This window comes from Thermodesulfatator indicus DSM 15286 (assembly GCF_000217795.1).
GTDB classification, from domain to species: domain Bacteria; phylum Desulfobacterota; class Thermodesulfobacteria; order Thermodesulfobacteriales; family Thermodesulfatatoraceae; genus Thermodesulfatator; species Thermodesulfatator indicus.
Window position 1 is genome coordinate 377,822 of record NC_015681.1, and the last position, 16,075, is coordinate 393,896.

The 16,075-nt window shown below is 43.2% G+C and carries 15 protein-coding genes and 1 pseudogene; 8 read left to right on the top strand and 8 right to left on the bottom strand.

What is annotated here, in order from left to right; genetic code table 11:
- Positions 1 to 2: 2 nt before the first annotated feature.
- Both THEIN_RS01795 and THEIN_RS01800 read right to left on the bottom strand, forming a co-directional pair.
- Complete coding sequence (locus THEIN_RS01795) at positions 3 to 239, bottom strand: FeoA family protein (RefSeq protein WP_013906983.1); 237 nt, start codon at positions 237 to 239, stop codon at positions 3 to 5.
- A 9-nt stretch (positions 240 to 248) separates the two neighbouring features.
- Positions 249 to 719: a Fur family transcriptional regulator gene (locus THEIN_RS01800; RefSeq protein WP_052299080.1), complete on the bottom strand. Its 471-nt coding sequence runs from the start codon at positions 717 to 719 to the stop codon at positions 249 to 251.
- 374 nt (positions 720 to 1,093) lie between these two features.
- Between THEIN_RS01800 and THEIN_RS01805 the strand changes: the two genes are divergently transcribed.
- The 4 genes and pseudogenes from THEIN_RS01805 (at position 1,094) to THEIN_RS01815 (ending at position 7,068) form a co-directional block, all read left to right on the top strand.
- Positions 1,094 to 2,011 carry a PEP-CTERM sorting domain-containing protein gene (locus THEIN_RS01805; protein WP_013906985.1) on the top strand — a complete coding sequence of 306 codons (918 nt, stop codon included), beginning with the start codon at positions 1,094 to 1,096 and terminating at the stop codon, positions 2,009 to 2,011.
- Positions 2,012 to 2,276: 265 nt separating this feature from the next.
- A complete protein-coding gene (locus THEIN_RS01810; protein ID WP_013906986.1) occupies positions 2,277 to 3,230 on the top strand; it encodes an IS5 family transposase in 954 nt (317 codons plus the stop codon).
- Positions 3,231 to 3,365: 135 nt separating this feature from the next.
- Positions 3,366 to 3,590: pseudogene (locus tag THEIN_RS11895) on the top strand (ABC transporter substrate-binding protein); the annotation flags it as partial.
- Between the two features lie 202 nt (positions 3,591 to 3,792).
- A complete protein-coding gene (locus tag THEIN_RS01815) occupies positions 3,793 to 7,068 on the top strand; it encodes an LAGLIDADG family homing endonuclease (RefSeq protein WP_013906987.1) in 3,276 nt (1,091 codons plus the stop codon).
- Here the strand turns inward: THEIN_RS01815 and aroD are convergent.
- From aroD to priA, 6 genes are all read right to left on the bottom strand, one after another.
- Positions 7,065 to 7,739 (bottom strand): type I 3-dehydroquinate dehydratase, encoded by a 675-nt coding sequence (gene aroD / locus THEIN_RS01820; protein WP_013906988.1) that lies wholly within the window; start codon positions 7,737 to 7,739, stop codon positions 7,065 to 7,067. The genes THEIN_RS01815 and aroD overlap by 4 nt on opposite strands.
- The gene (locus tag THEIN_RS01825) at positions 7,739 to 8,344 is read right to left on the bottom strand and encodes an IMP cyclohydrolase (RefSeq protein ID WP_013906989.1); all 606 of its coding nucleotides are present in this window, start codon (positions 8,342 to 8,344) and stop codon (positions 7,739 to 7,741) included. The genes aroD and THEIN_RS01825 overlap by 1 nt, the downstream gene beginning before the upstream one ends.
- Before the next feature lie 9 nt (positions 8,345 to 8,353).
- Positions 8,354 to 9,538 (bottom strand): 12,18-didecarboxysiroheme deacetylase, encoded by a 1,185-nt coding sequence (gene ahbC / locus THEIN_RS01830; RefSeq protein WP_013906990.1) that lies wholly within the window; start codon positions 9,536 to 9,538, stop codon positions 8,354 to 8,356.
- Between the two features lies 1 nt (position 9,539).
- Positions 9,540 to 9,905: a response regulator gene (locus tag THEIN_RS01835; RefSeq protein ID WP_013906991.1), complete on the bottom strand. Its 366-nt coding sequence runs from the start codon at positions 9,903 to 9,905 to the stop codon at positions 9,540 to 9,542.
- On the bottom strand, positions 9,902 to 11,557 hold the full coding sequence (locus THEIN_RS01840) for an AAA family ATPase (protein WP_013906992.1): 1,656 nt from the start codon (positions 11,555 to 11,557) through the stop codon (positions 9,902 to 9,904). Before THEIN_RS01840 ends, THEIN_RS01835 begins: the two co-directional genes overlap by 4 nt.
- Positions 11,558 to 11,659: 102 nt before the next feature.
- Complete coding sequence (gene priA / locus THEIN_RS01845) at positions 11,660 to 13,486, bottom strand: replication restart helicase PriA (protein ID WP_013906993.1); 1,827 nt, start codon at positions 13,484 to 13,486, stop codon at positions 11,660 to 11,662.
- On the opposite strand from priA, the gene THEIN_RS01850 reads away from it, so the two are divergent.
- Genes THEIN_RS01850 through THEIN_RS01865 form a run of 4 tightly spaced genes read left to right on the top strand, consistent with a single transcriptional unit; the run spans position 13,485 to position 16,069 of the window.
- On the top strand, positions 13,485 to 14,354 hold the full coding sequence (locus THEIN_RS01850; protein WP_217125049.1) for a TatD family hydrolase: 870 nt from the start codon (positions 13,485 to 13,487) through the stop codon (positions 14,352 to 14,354). The genes priA and THEIN_RS01850 overlap by 2 nt on opposite strands.
- Positions 14,327 to 14,929 carry a Maf family protein gene (locus THEIN_RS01855; RefSeq protein WP_013906995.1) on the top strand — a complete coding sequence of 201 codons (603 nt, stop codon included), beginning with the start codon at positions 14,327 to 14,329 and terminating at the stop codon, positions 14,927 to 14,929. Before THEIN_RS01850 ends, THEIN_RS01855 begins: the two co-directional genes overlap by 28 nt.
- The gene (tolR, locus tag THEIN_RS01860) at positions 14,919 to 15,320 is read left to right on the top strand and encodes a protein TolR (RefSeq protein ID WP_013906996.1); all 402 of its coding nucleotides are present in this window, start codon (positions 14,919 to 14,921) and stop codon (positions 15,318 to 15,320) included. The genes THEIN_RS01855 and tolR overlap by 11 nt, the downstream gene beginning before the upstream one ends.
- Positions 15,317 to 16,069 (top strand): energy transducer TonB, encoded by a 753-nt coding sequence (locus tag THEIN_RS01865; protein WP_013906997.1) that lies wholly within the window; start codon positions 15,317 to 15,319, stop codon positions 16,067 to 16,069. Before tolR ends, THEIN_RS01865 begins: the two co-directional genes overlap by 4 nt.
- Positions 16,070 to 16,075: the final 6 nt, after the last annotated feature.

Here is a 16,075-nt window from a genome sequence, read left to right on the forward strand (position 1 = left end):
ATTTAATCTAATTTTTTAACTAAAATTTGGGCAGCTTCTTCGTGCCTTAAAGTGATGTGATAACCTTTGATTTCGTACTCTACAGGGTCTTTTAGAGGGGCATATCTTACAACTTTTACCTCGGCACCGGGCACAAAACCTAATTCCATCAAACGAATACGAAAAGAACCGTTTCCTAAAATTTTTACTATTTTTCCTTTTTCTCCGGTACGTAAGTCATCGAGTTTTAATTCCGCCATTTTCCCTCTTTAAACAGGGACTTTCTTTAAACAATCAGGGCAATACCCTAATATCTCAAAACGAATACCTGTAATACGATATCCGTATTTTTCAGTTACGTTTTTTTGAATTTGCTTAATGCGCTCATCATCAAACTCTTCTACTCGGCGACACTCAAGACATCTTATATGGCCATGGGGATGAGGCGAAGCCGGCTCGTAGTGCATATGGCCATCTTCATGGTAAACTTCCTGGAGAAGGCCACAGTCAATAAGCAAAGGAATAGTTCGATAAATAGAAGCCTTGGATAATTTTTTGCCCTTGTTACGTAGGCGTAGATAAAGTCCATCTACGTCAAAATGCCCCGAAAGAGAAAATATTTCTTTGATAATGGTCTCTCTCTCTGGGGTGTATCTAAGGCCCTTACGGCGAATGTATTCTTTAAAAACTTCGAGCTGGATAAGAGCATCTTCTTGCTTAGAATTATTTTGTTCTGCCATAAAAACCTCTTTTTGATTTTCTTTAACAATTACTAAAAGATTTATAGCTATTTTGTCAAGTAAAAAGCTAAACCCTGATATATAATGCTCTTTAAAAGCCCCTTCTGGGGAGTGGAAAAATTTTTCCCACAATGAAAAAAAATTTCCCACAAAGTGGAAGTCTTTTTCCCTCTTTTTTGCTGGCTTATTTGGCAATCTCTTTTTTTCTCCTTTTTTCTTTAATTTTCACCCTTATTTAAATTGGCATAATATTTGCTCTTTATTAAAAATAGAAAAAACAAAAAGGAGGTGGGAAACAGAATTTAGTGGCTATTATCTATCTACTTTAATTTAGATTATCTCACTTCAAAAAAATAACCAAAGGAGGAGGGGTTATGTTTAAGAAGGTTTTAAGTAGTTTGTTTTTAGCGGTTTTAATGTTGGGTCTAGCTGTATCAAATGCAAAGGCTGCCCCTATTGTTATGGAAGGTAACTATGTTTATACCCAAGTTTCAGAAGACGGAACTCTTGGTAATGGTTTTAATTTTCCCGGAATTCAATATGATCCTTCTGGAACGGCATCTTTTCCCGGGAGTGGGGGTAAAGACTTTCTTCAGCCAGGCGATCCGTTTGAAGGTTTTTATCTTAAAAGTAATGAATCGGGTATAATAGGGAATAACAATGACTGGTCTGTTTTTATAGGAACCTTAACCGACCTTAGCGGTTCTGGTTATGACAACTTTATTAGATGGGAAGGCTCACTAGGAACTTATTTTGATGTGGCAATAGAAACTTATTTCAATGACAGTGATAAATTTATCAAATTTTCCACTACTGTTACAGCTTTAAATGATTTGACCGATGTTTATTTTTTGAGGGTTATTGATCCCGATCAAGACACAAATGACTTTGGTATCTTTGACACCAATAATGCTAGAGGGTTTGGTTCTTTTTCGCCAGAGGATTGGGTTTACGCTGCCGGACCTATCAGTAACTGGACCATCGGCTTATATTCTGATTCTCTTGTCCCCCACAATACGGGAGTTTCATTTGCATGGTCAGGCGATCCTGAATTCTATTACAACGGAAACAATGACGGAAACGGAGACTATACTATCGGATTAGCATTTTACCTTGGAGATCTCTCCGTGGGAGACTCCGTTACCTTTGACTACTACTATGTTTTAGGAACCAGCCCTGCTGATGCTGCTAGTAATATTCCAGTTGCTAGCCCCATTCCCGAGCCCTCCACCGTCGTCTTAATCGGTGTGGGCCTTGGTGCTTTAGGCTTTTACAGATCCAGACGGAAGTAATCAAGATCCAGAGGGGGCGGAAATTTCCGCCCCCTCTGCTTTCATGTCAATCTTGCCTCGTCAATAAATCAAAAATCTCTTACCCAAAATCCGCTAATAATTCTCTGGTCATTTTCTGGTAATTTCGTTTAATTCCGCTAAAAATAAGAATTTAAAATCAGAAGATAAGAAGCGAAAAATCTATTTAACAGAGACCTTTGCAAAATTTGTTGAATAGTAATATTTCTCATGATAAATCTACTTAAAAACTAAAGGAGCTTCATTTATGTTCAGAGAAAATAATACAAATCTAACTATAGGCGAACATCTTATCTATCAAAACTTACCTGATGACATCTTGGCTCGTATCAATAAACTCATCAATTGGGATCCTTTTCAACAAATCCTCGTTTCTCTTCATCCTTCTAAAGTTGGACGCAAGGCTTATAACCCCGTCCAGATGCTAAAAATCCTCATCATTCAACAAATCTACGGCCACTCTGACCCGGAAATGGAACTTATGCTCAAAGGCAACCTCTTCTACCGTCGCTTCCTTGGCCTCTCTGCTATTGACCCCGTTCCTGACTACTCTACTATATCTCGCTTCCGTTCTGATCTCAAATCCTTGAACCTTTATCGTAGGTGCTTTGAAGAACTTAAACGGCAGCTCGCTCAAAAGGGTTTTGAACTTCGCTCTGGCAAAATCATTGATGCTCGTCTGGTTAAAGCGGCTAGACGTCCTGGCAAGGATGATGATGCCTCTTTTATCAAAAAAGGCAAAAAGACTGTCTACGGCTACAAAGACCATATTGCTATTGACGTTAAAAATGAGTTTGTTTCAGAGTTCGTTTGCACACCAGCTAACGTGCACGATTCCCAAGTTCTTGATGAATTACTTGAAGGAGAAGAGGCAAGTGTTTTTGCAGATAAAGCTTATGATAAGCAAGAGTTAAGGAGGAGGTGTCGTAAGAAGGGGATATTTTGTGGAGTTTTAGCAAAGGCCAGGAGGAATAGGCCCCTTTCGGCCAGACAGAAGAAGAGGAATCGAATTTTTTCTCGTATAAGGGCCAAGGTAGAGCGAGTATTTGGCATTTTTTCCTTACATCTTCAGAGGGAGAAGGCGAGATATGTGGGACTATTTGCCAACGAAATTCATTTATTTTTAACCTGTTTTACGTATAATCTTTTGAATTTAGCGTGGCAGATGAAGAGGAAGGAGGAAATAATAAGGAAAACATGATTAAAACCTGGAAAAATTAAGAAATTTTGAAGGAGAAGAGATAAGCAAAAGGGATAGAAATCAGAGATTTTTGCTTTAATGGCCAAAACGGAGAATAGAAAACAAAATTAAAATTATTTTTTCAAAGGTCTCAAAGAAATAAAAGTTATAGATGATTACACCATTGATTTTATAACCGAAGAACCTTACGCTGCTTTTCCCGCTACCCTTCACTACTCAAAAGTTTCTATAGTTTCTCCCCATTCTAAGATGGACAAAAACGGCGTTATCACCAAACCTATAGGCACAGGGCCTTTCATGTTGGTAAAATGGGATCCCGCCACTGAAACCCTCTATTTAAAAGGATTCAAAGATTACTGACAGGGGAAACCCAAACTTGACGAGCTTATCATAAAAGCCATTCCTGACCCAGCTTCAAGAGAAGTGGCTGTAGAATTTTTTTGCCTGTCCCTACTATCGACATATTTTCGCCTGGGCTTAAAATTTTGCCTGTCCCTACTTTCCTCTGGCCATTTCTTTTAATTCTCGTTAAAACTAAGAAAAAAGCAGGAGAAAAGAGGAAATGGTGCTTCCTCAAACCAGGCTTAGTTTAACTGAAAACGCCCTCATCGTTCTTGCCAGGCGCTATCTTAAGCGAGATGAAGAAGGAAACCCTGTGGAAACACCTGAAGAGATGTTCCGCCGGGTAGCTCGCACCGTGGCTTCCGCCGACTTGATTTACAACCCCAAAGCCGACTTAAAAGAAACCGAAGAAAAATTCTATAATCTTATGACAAGCCTTTATTTCTTGCCCAACTCTCCTACCCTGATGAACGCTGGCCGTGAGCTTGGCCAGCTTTCGGCCTGTTTTGTCCTGCCCATAGAGGACTCACTGGTCTCTATTTTTGAAACCTTGAAATATACCGCTCTTATTCACCAGTCAGGAGGCGGCACCGGTTTTTCCTTTTCCCGCCTGCGTCCTAAGGGAGACATTGTGCGGTCCACCCACGGGGTCTCAAGCGGGCCTGTTTCTTTCATGCTGGTGTATGACGCCGCGACTGAGGCCATAAAGCAGGGTGGCACTCGCCGCGGGGCCAACATGGGCATTTTGCGCATTGACCATCCGGACATAGAAGAATTTATCACCGTTAAGCACGATCTTACCAAACTCACTAATTTCAACATCTCGGTGGCCGTAACCAACGCCTTCATGAAGGCCCTCAAAAACAAAGAATCCTTCCCCCTTATAAATCCACGAAATGGCGAAGTGGTCCGCCAGGTTTCAGCCGAAGAACTCTTTGACCTGCTGGTGGAAAACGCCTGGTTAAGAGGAGACCCGGGAGTCATTTTCATTGATACCATAAACGCTAAAAACCCTACCCCTCACCTGGGAGAAATTGAAGCCACCAATCCTTGTGTTACTGGTGACACCTGGGTTATGACCGATGAAGGCCCGCGCCAGGTGAAAAATTTAGTTAACTATCCATTCAAAGCCAGAGTAAACGGAAAAGACTATCCGGCCCCCCAAGGATTTTTCTCAACCGGGCGGAAACCAGTCTTAAAAATCGTTACCGAAGAAGGTTTTGAATTAAAGGTAACTGCCAATCATTTGCTATTAAAAGCGGCTTCTTTTACCAGAAATTCTCTTGAAACTGAATGGGTAGAGGCCCAGAAACTCAAACCAGGCGAATTTCTCTTAGTTAATGCCCATTTCACAGAAAATAGCTGGTCAGGAGAAGGTACTTATGAAGAAGGCTATTTAATAGGCTTTCTTATAGGGGATGGCACTATAAAAGAAGACAGTGCTATATTGTCTGTTTGGAAAGAACCCGGTATAGAGGGCATTTTAGAAGAAATTTCTTTAGCTATAAAAACTCTTCCTCATCGCCAAGATTTTAAAGGTTTTTCCTTTTTACCAGAACGCAAAAAATATCGCTTAAAAAGCGCTTCTTTAAAAAAGCTGGCCAGCTCCCTAGGTTTAGAAATCGGTGGCAAAAATATAACCCCTTTAATAGAACAAAAATCCAGTAACTTTTATCGTGGTTTTTTAAAGGGATTATTTGACGCGGATGGTTCAGTGCAGGGGACGCAAAGTAAAGGGGTAAGCATAAGACTCTCTCAATCTAACCTGGCTTTACTTAAAGCCGTACAGCGTATGCTCTTGCGGTTGGGCATTTTTTCAAAAATTCACACTAACCGACGCAAAGAAGATTACAGACTACTACCCAATGGTAAGGGAGGAAAAAATCTTTACTTAACAAAGGATTCTCACGAGTTAATTATTAGCAAAGAAAACATCAAAGCTTTCGCTGAAAAAATAGGCTTTTCACACCAAAAAAAGGCGGCTCGTTTAAAAGAGTTGCTATCCAAATACAAAAGAAGTCTCAACAAAGAACGATTTCTAACCAAAATAAAAGAAATAATCCCAGCTGGTTATGAAGAGGTCTATGACTGCCAAGTGCCCGGTATAAACGCCTTTGATGCCAATGGTTTTATCGCCCACAATTGCGGTGAGCAGCCGCTTCTTCCCTTTGAATCCTGTAACCTTGGCTCTATTAACCTTTCACGTTTTGTAAAAAATCAAAAAATTGACTGGAAGAGCCTCAAAGAGACAGTTCATCTAGCCGTGTATTTTCTGGACAACGTTATTGACGTAAACCGCTTTCCTATTCCCCAAATAGAAGAGATGACTAAAAAAACCAGAAAAATCGGCCTGGGTGTCATGGGCTTTGCCGATATGCTGATTAAACTCGGTATCCCCTACAACTCAGAAAAAGCCGTAAAAATAGCCGAAGAAGTCATGGCTTTTATAGCCGAAGAGTCCGTCAAAAAAAGCGCTGAACTAGCCAGAGAACGTGGCAACTTTCCGGCTTACAAAGGAAGCATCTGGGATAGCTCGGAGACGCCTTTTATGCGCAACGCCACCACCACTACCATCGCCCCTACAGGTTCAATTTCCATTATCGCCGGCTGTTCGTCTGGTATTGAGCCTCTTTTTGCCGTAGCTTACACCCGCCGCGTGCTTGACGGCACCGACTTAAAAGAATTTCACCCCCTTTTCTTGAAGGCCCTAAAAGAACACGGATTTTCCGAAAAAAAAATAAGGAAAATACTTGATAAGGCCTTGAGCCTTGGTTCTATCCAAAAAATAGAAGAAATCCCTGAAGACCTACGAAGGTTATTTGTTACCGCCTTTGACATCACTCCAGAAGAACACTTAAAGATTCAGGCGGCTTTCCAACGCCACGTGCATAACGCCGTTTCAAAGACCATAAACTTCCCGGAAAACGCCACGAAAGAAGACATTCGTAAAGTTTATCTCCTGGCTTATGAGTTAGGGCTAAAAGGTGTTACGGTGTATCGCTACGGGAGCCGCCCCAGGCAGGTGCTTGAGCTAAGGCGTGGCGAGGGCCTGGCGCCACGGCCAAGGCCTAAGGTAACCCGCGGTTTTACCCGCCGTATTCGCACCGGCTGTGGTAATCTTTACGTAACCGTTAACTGGGACGAAAAAGGCCTCTGCGAGGTTTTTGCCACCATGGGCAAAGCCGGTGGCTGTGCCTCCTGCCAGATAGAGGCTGTAAGCCGTCTTATTTCCCTTGCCCTGCGCTCTGGCGTAGCTCCAGAGTCCATTATCAAACAGCTGGCTGGTATCCGTTGCCCTTCACCTACCTGGGAAGAAGGACGTCCTATTCTTTCCTGCCCGGACGCCATTGCTAAAGTGCTGGCGGAGGCTATAAACTTTGAGATTAAACCCGAAGAAGGAAAAAGTTTTGGCCCCTGCCCTGATTGCGGCAGCCCACTTGAGACAGAATCAGGCTGTCTCTTATGCCGTAGTTGCGGTTATTCCAAATGCGATTAAGTAGTTTTTAGCTTCTCAAAAATAGAGCGTAAGGTATCAGCGCGAAGCTGGCCAGGAGCTGCTTTTTCCCCTAAAGGAAGAGCCGCATAAGTCCACGGAGAACCGAGAAGAAGGCACACGACCCTTGAGAAACAGCCGGCCTCTCCCATGGCAAAAGCAATCAGGGGAAAAGATAGTTCCTTTCTAGCCCAGGAAATTAAAGATAAAGGAATTAAGGCTTCTTCAGGCTCGCGGGCATAAGTAACTATTTTACCTAGGTCAGCACCGGCTTCCTTCATTTGCCTGGCAATTTCTTTTAATTCTTCCTGCGCAGGAGTGCCCTGAAAATTATGAAACGAAAGTAAAAGCTTGGTCTTCTGGCAGGCCCTTTTTAATTCACTGATGGCTTGCTCACCAGAAGCTAATTCCAAATCTACGGCGAAGGCCTTTTTTTGAGCCGCCTGGTTAAGATAGTTTAGGCGCTCTTCTAAAGAGCTTTCTTTAAGACCGCCTTCTTCTCTGGCGCGATAGGTGAAAAGAAGAGATTTATTTGCCCTCTCCAAAAAAAGATCTATTTCAGGAGACTCAAGGGCATCTAAACGAATTTCTATTAAATCCGCCAAACTTTCCGCCCGGGCCAAAGCCTGTAAGGCTTCGCCCCGGGTCTTTTCTACCAGAGAAACACAAATCATCAGGCTAAAGATGACGGATCTATAGTCTTTAAATAATTGGCTATGGCCGTGTCGTACTTGCTTGTGGTTTCAAAGACTTTGCGGGCCAGTTCAAACCTGGTTTTTAAGGTGGTTTCACCGTTGTTTTCGCGCATTTCTTTAAGAACCAGCTCGTAATCAGCTGGATCAACCACCACGGTAACATCGCGGAAGTTTTTGGCCGATGCCCTTAAAAGGGTGGGGCCGCCAATGTCTATGTTTTCAATGGCGTCTTCAAGGCTTGCCCCAGAGGCCACAGTCTTTTCAAAGGCGTAAAGATTTACCACTACTAGATCAATAGGCTTTATGCCCTGCTCTTCTAACTGGCGCATGTGTTCCGGGTTAGAACGTATGGCCAGGATACCGCCGTGGATCTTGGGATGAAGGGTCTTTACCCGGCCGTCAAGCATTTCTGGAAAGCCGGTAACCTCAGAAACATCAACTACAGGAACGCCAGCCTCTCGTATGACCCTTGCCGTGCCTCCGGTGGAAATAATTTCTACGCCTAACTCATGTAAGGCCTTAGCAAATTCCGCTACTCCTGTTTTATCCGTAACACTAATAAGCGCTCTTTTTATAGGGGCCATAACTCCTCCTTACTTTAAACCTATTTCTTCGTCAGTAAGATAACAAGCCGGATCAGGGGCCCAGAGGTCGCCAGTGGCGGCTTCAGCTCGCACCCTGAAATTCCCAGCACAGCAATCAAGGAAACGACACTTGGCACAGCGGCCTTTTACGTGCTTCCATTTTTCCTTAAGCTTGGCCATAAGAGGGTCACTGGTGTCCATCCAGATTTCGCTAAACGGGCGCTCGCGCACGTTACCAAAAGAATAGTGGCGCCAGAACTGATCAGCATGGACTGAGCCATCCCAGGATACACAACCAATGCCCACTCCGGAATTGTTCCCCCCATTCATGCGCAAAAGTTCAAGAACCTCTTCGGCCCGAGGATTACCTTCGCGTTTCATGCGCAGATAAAGATAAGGGCCATCAGCGTGGTTATCCACGGTTAATACCTCTACTTTCAGGCCTTTATCATGAAGTTCCTTAGTGCGGTCGATTATATAGTCTACCCAGTAGCGGGTTTCTTCGTGGTTTAAGTCTTCTTCCATGAGTTTGGTGCCCCGGCCGGCGTAAACCAGATGATAAAAACAGATGCGCGGAATCTTTCGCTCTTCAACCAGGTCAAACACTTTAGGGATTTCCTGGGCATTGAGGCGATTAATAGTAAAACGAAGGCCAACTTTTATGCCTTCAGCCTGGCAGTTTTCCACGGCCTCCATGGCCTTGGCAAAGGCCCCTTTGACTCCCCGGAACTTATCATGAACTTCTTCAAGCCCGTCAATGCTAATTCCCACATAAGATAAACCGAGTTTTTTAAGCTCGCGGGCCAGAGGTCTGTCTATCAAAATGCCGTTAGTGGAAATAACGGCCCGCATCCCAAGAGACACGGCCTTGTGAATCAAATCTAAAATGTCTTCCCGCATAAGGGGCTCACCGCCTGAAAAAAGCATGACCGGTGAGCCAAATTGAGCCAGGTCTTCAATCAAGGCCATGCCTTCTTTAGTGGTGAGTTCGTCAGGGTCAGCCTTGGCCGTAGCGTGGGCGTAACAATGGATACAACGCAAGTTACAACGCTTAGTAACGTTCCAGACCACGACCGGCTTTTTATCTTTAGAGAACTGGAGTAAATGAGAAGGTAAATCTTTGGCCCGGCGGCCGTAGCGTAAAGGGTCAGAGGCTTCTACTGTTCCACAATAGAGTTTAGAAATTCCTATCACTTTAGCTCTCCCGGTAAAATCTATTTAAAATTTCTTTAATTTTATCGTTAGTTAAAGGTCTGGTAAGATAGGCATCACAACCAGCGTCAGTAGCTTCTTCTTCCTGCCTTTCCCGACATTCACATACCACTATTACCGGTATATTTTGAGTTTCAGGATCATTTTTGAGAAGAAGAACAGCTGAAAGACCATCTAAAACAGGAAGCTTCCTTTCAAGAATAATAAGATCCGGTTTTTCTTCGCGGGCTAAATCAAGTAGTTCCTGGCCATCAGAGGCCTTAATAACATTTAAATTTTCTTCGGCCAATATTTTTTCAAAATCAAGAGCAAGGGCTTCAGCCAAACCTAAAAGGACTTTTCTCTTCATGACTTTTTACCGGAATAGGTGTGCCTTATAAGGCTATTTAAATACAGATCAGGCTGTTCTATAGCTTCTTTGGGAATAGTAAACTGAACCTGCCCGGTACGCTCATTAACCAACCTTAAACCATACTCGAGAAGATTTAAAATCCTATCACAATAAGCGTAAACACCCTGATCCATTTCTATAATGTGCCTAAGTATCAAATCAAGGGCTTCATCAGAAAAAGAAACCTTAAACCCCGTGCGCCGTTCAAAGCTACGTTCGTAGTTTTTGACCTGTCGCATCAAAATAAAAAGCTCCTCAAGGGCCTGATGAAGATCAAAATCATCGCGACGGTGAAGAGCGATAGCCAGCTCCATACGCTCAGGGGTAAGTTTTATACCCTTGCCGCGCCAGAGCTTTTTTTGCCGCTCCTCAATGAATTTTTTGATGCGCTTGGTTTCTTCTTCAAGAGCCCTTTTATATCTGGCTTCCCATGACGGATCATGAGGGTTGGCCTCAAAGGTGGCCAACATTCCTTGAGGATCTTCAACCAGTTCTTTAGTAACTACAAAAAAGCGAGCCCTTAAGGAGGGAAGTCTCTTTTCAAAAGGAATTAGCGCCCTCTCAATAACCCGTACCAAAGCCCGGGCTCCGGTCTTTTCTTTTTCCGCCTGAATAGCCAGGAGTTTTAAGGCTTCGTCTTCAAAAACCAAATTTATGCCGTAAGCACGAAAATCCCTCTTTTTATTAACTATTACCGAGCTATTTGGATTACATAAGATTTCGTAAAGTTCATCAACGGTAAGAGGATCAAAGACCGTGATTACCGGAAGCCTCCCTACAAATTCAGACTCAAATCCGTATTCAATAAGGTCTTCGGTCTTCACAAAACGCAAATAATTAACTTCGGCGTCTTGTTTAGAGGCAACTTCGGCCATAAACCCGAGGCCCTGTTTACGCAAGCGTTTTTTTATTATCTCTTCAAGGCCGCTAAAGGCGCCGGAGACTACAAAGAGCACGTAGCGGGTGTTAATAGTTCTACGTTTTTTCTGGCCGGTACGCCTATAATGCTCAATGGCCTCTAGCTGGCTAACCGGGTCATGAGGGACCCTTAAATCAACTTCTGTCTCCTCTAAGGGCTTAAGAAGGGCTCGTTGAACACCGGTGCGGGAAACATCAGGGCCTATTAGATTGCCAGAAGAGGCAATTTTGTCTATTTCGTCAAGGTAAACAATGCCAAACTGGGCCCGTTCAATATCACCATCAGCTTCGTGGACGAGATCCCTAATCAGGTCTTCCACATCGCCACCTACATAGCCGGTTTCACTAAATTTCGTGGCGTCTCCCTTTACAAAAGGAACTCCTAATTTTTGCGCCAGGAGTTTTACCATGTAAGTCTTCCCCACTCCGGTGGGGCCAATCATAATGACGTTATTTTTAACAAAACCAGCGTCTTGAAAGCGACCACCTCGTTCAAGCATATAACGCACCCTACGGAAATGGGTACAAATCTTGGTGGCGAGAACGGCCTTGGCCTCACGCTGGCCAATAACGTATTCGTCGAGATAGATTTCAAGGTCTTCAGGGGTTAAGTCAAAATTAATCAAGGCCTGTTGGTGGGAGGAGCCTCCCCTTGAACGAGTCTGTTGGGTGCCAAATCTGGGAACTACCATTTTCTCTCCCATAATAAATTTTAATTACCCATAAATATTTTACGCCCAAATATTATTTGCATGATACTTTTTGCTAAGCCACTTGGCAAGAAAAGATTAAACCTAAAGAGGACTCATATCTACCACAATTCTCAAGCGGTTTTTGAAAAGCTTTTCCAAATCTGTTTTTATAATAACCAGTTTTTTCCGCAAAAAATCCAGGTTTTCTGTTTGAATGAGATAAGAAACCCTTGCCTTTCCGCGGGGATGCCTCTCAAGTGGCCCCCAGAAAGACAAACCGTGTTTTTCTAATAGGCCTTCTGTCTGGCCGATGGCCTGGGAAATATGTTCATCTTTACCTAATAGAATTAGTTCGACCAAACGGCCAAAAGGTGGGTATTTTTGCAAGTAACGAAACTCTAATTCTTTCTGGAAAAAATATTCATAACCCTCCTTTAAACCCAAAATGGCATGGTGAGAAGGTCTAAAGGTTTGTACTAGCATCACTTTTTCTTCACCGCCGCAAGCCATTATCGCCAGTCTTTTAAGCAATTGATAGGCCTCTTCAGCGGCATGATAGCTAGGATGAACCAAAAGCTGATCAGCCATAACTACGCCTACGCAACCGAGTCTAGGAAGTGGCGAAAAACGCTTAATCTTAGCCGTAGAAATAAGGATATCGATTTTTTCCGGATCGGCTAATTCGTTAGTATGGCTCTCAAGACGAACCACCCGTGCCCCTTTAAAAAATTGTTTGCAAATTTCTTCCAGGCGTTCGGTACCCACTCCCAGAGGCTTTATGGCCTCGCTTCCACACTCAGGACAAAGTGGTGGGCCTTTCAAACGAAAGGCACAAAGAGGACATTCCAGAAGATTTTCTTTTTTATAAAAACGAAGAGTTACCCGACAACGAGGACAGCTGAAAAGATATCCGCAGGCTTCACATAGTAAATGCGGGGCGTAGCCCAGACGATTCATAAAAAGAAGAACTTGTTTATTCTTAGCTAATGTTTGGCGAATAGTGTTTATGAGCTTTTGCGAGAGGAGGCCCTTAGATTCTTTAAGGTCTATAATTTTGATTAGGGGTTGTAGTCTTATTCCAGCTTCTAATTTATAACGTCCGTGCTTGGCAAAGTAGAAGCTTTTAACGCTAGGAGTAGGAGAAGCCAAAATAACTTGAGTCTTGGCCATTTTGGCCCTCATGAGGGCCAAATCCCTAAAGTTGGCCCGAAAACCTTCTTCCTGCTTGTAAGCCAGATTTTCTTCTTCCTCCACCACGATAAGAGCTAAATCCGAGGCCGGCAGAAAAAGGGCAAGTCTTGTGCCTATTACCAGTTGTTTTGGCTCTCTTAAAAAGGTCCTCCAGATCTTTTCACGTTTTTTAGGGGTTAAGTCTCCGTGATAGAGATGAGGTTTATACTCCGCTAAAAATTTTCCGTAAAAACTTAAAAGCTCGCGATCTGGCACTAAAAAAATTACACTACCCTGTTTTAAGGCCTCTTTTACGGCTGTTTTGATCTTTTGAGTTCGTTCGTTAAAATCTTTAAAAAAATGAAGATAAGCCTGATAGCCTGTGTCTTTTGCCAAGACACAAGAAACTTCATCAACCGGTTCTAGCTTTTTCTTTTTGGGTAATCTAAAAAACGAAGCTGGAAGAGCATATTTTACTATTTCACCAGCAGGAGCCAGATAATAGCCTGACATCCATTCGAAAAAAGAAAGGAGTTTTTCTGGCAAGACCGGAGCTTTATCGATAACTTTTTTTATTTCTCTTACATTTTCTGGAATATAAGAACTTTCACCCCAGACAAGGCCGATTTTAAAAGTATTTTTTAAAGGGACAAGCACTCTTGTGCCTAAGGGAACAGGCTCTTTAGAAATATAGGTTAAAGGATCAAGCCGATACGGAAAGACTATATCGTAGGCCTTTTTGGCTTCTGAAAAATCCATGTACATGAAACTAATTTATCTATCCTCAAGTTTCCAGACCAAAAGAGTTAAGCAAAAAACCAGCTTGGCTAAAATAAGAATTACGTTATCTTTAAAAGCTATGAAACTTATTGATACCCACGCCCATTTAAATCTCAAAAGTTCTTACAAAAAAGAAGAATTGCCGGAAATAATAGCCAGGGCCAAAGAAGCCGGCGTAGAGAAAATCATAAACGTAGGCATTGACATAAAAACATCTATTCGCGCCCTGGAACTGGCCAAAGAATATGAAGGCCTTTTCGCTACGGCGGGCATCCATCCCCACGAGGTCAAAAAAATAGATGAAGAAACCTACCCCTTGCTAAAAGCACTCCTTGCTGACTCTAAAATGGTGGCGGTAGGCGAAATTGGCCTTGATTACGCTAAAGAATATAGCCCGCGCAAACTCCAGCAAGAGCACTTTTTAAGACAGCTGGCCCTGGCTAAAGAACTAGGGCTTCCCGTAGTAATACACTCGCGGGCCGCCTCCCCTGACATTATTGACCTGCTCGTAACCGAGCTTCCTGAAAAATTTGTGTTCCATTGTTATGCCGGAGACGTGGCCGAAGCCCGCAAAATCCTTGACCTGGGCGGTTTTATCTCGGTAACAGGGATAATCACCTTCCCCAAGGGAGAAAACATTAGAGAAGTGGTTCGGTACGTGCCGCTTGACCACCTGATGGCCGAAACTGATTGCCCCTTTCTCACCCCAGTGCCCTTCCGTGGCAAGCGGAATGAGCCGGCTTTTGTGCGCTACGTGGTTGAAAAAATAGCTGAAGTGAAAAAAATTTCTTTTGAAAAATGTGCCGAGGCCACCACCAGATGCGCCGAAGAATTTTTCGGAATCTAAAACCGCTTACTCTCGCTTCCCAGAGCCCGAGGCGTAAAGAGCTTCTGGCTAATCTAGGCTTAGTCTTCTCTGTTGAACCAGCCAAAATAAATGAGCCCCCACCAGAGTCTGAAACTCCCAAACATTACGCCCTAAAACTGGCGAGGCTAAAAGCCAATGAAGTAGCCTCTCAGGTTAAAGAAGGCGTAGTTCTAGCCGCTGATACCATTGTAGTTTACCAGGATGAAATTTTAGGTAAACCGCAAAATGAAGAGGACGCCTTTCGTATGCTTGAGTTACTCTCCGGGAACAAACACGAAGTCTTTACGGCTTATATTATTCAGGAAAAAAGTGCCATTTTGGCCGAAAATGTCGTTAAGACCGAGGTTTTCTTCAAAAAACTTACGCAAGAAGAAATTAAAGCTTATTTAGCCACCGACGAACCCTGGGACAAGGCCGGAGCTTATGCCATTCAGGGCCTGGCCTCTTATATGGTAAAATGCATTAACGGCTCGGTTACCAATGTAATAGGGCTGCCACTTACAGAAGTTATTGAAGACTTATTGAGACTTAAGGTTATAACCTATGAAAAATAAGCGAAATGGCCTTATGGCCGACATAAACGTAACCCCTCTGGTGGATGTGATGCTTGTGCTCCTTATAATTTTTATGATAACGGCTCCTCTTCTATCTACAGGCCTTGAAGTTGACCTTCCTAAAACCAAAGCCGGCGAACTGGACCAAAAAAAAGAAGCCCTTCTCATTGTAATTAACGAAAAAGGCGAAATTTTTATAGACAAAAAGAAAATAGGCGAAAAGGAACTTTCCCGTTTCTTGGAACAGGCCCGAAGAGCCGGATTAACCAAAGATGTAAACATAAAGGCGGATAAACGCTGCCCTTATGGGCTGGTGGCCAAAGTGTTGGCTGAAGTCAAAAAAGCCGGTTTTGAAAGTGTTGGTCTTATAACCCGTCCAGAGGAAACATGAATAATCAACTCTGGTTCAAAGCCATTTTATTCTCCCTCATTCTTCACGCCTTCTTTTTCACCGGCCTTATTCTGGCCAATAGGCCTACGCCCAAAAAGGCAGAAGTTATACGCATTAACCTTAAAACTTTGAGTTTTGAGCCCCCTGCCCGAAAAGCTACGCCTAAAGAAGTAAAAAAAGAAACCAAAAAAACTATTCCCAAAGCCCCCACCCAAAAAATTAAAAGAGTTAAAAAAGTCTCTACTAAAAAAACAGTTTCTAAAGCCGGGAAAAAGCCGGTTACAAAAGGGACAGGCAAAAAGAAGATAGGCAAAAAGAAAAAAGGGACAGGCGAAATCGCCACCAGTGAAGAAAGGCTCCTGGCCCAAAGATTAGCCGCTCTTAAAGCCAAGGTCGAAGAAGAAGAACTTGAAAAGAAACTTGAAGAAAAGCTGGCCGCTTTAAAAAACAAAGAAACCCAAGGAGGACTTTCTTTAGGAAGCGGGCTTTCTCAGGAGCTCACCAAGCGGCTTGCGGCTCACATCATGAGTTACTGGGCGGTTCCCAAAATACTTGAAGACAAGCCTTATCTCTCTGCAGAAGTAGAGCTTGAGATCGCCCCCAATGGCAAGATTATTTCCTGGCGTTTTATAAAGCGTTCAGGAGAACCTCTTTTTGACGAGGCGGTGGTAGCCACTTTAAAAAAAGCTGACCCTTTACCTGCCCCGGGAAAATATCTTAAACTTCCTGCAGTGTTCAAAATGAAGTAAAAGGAT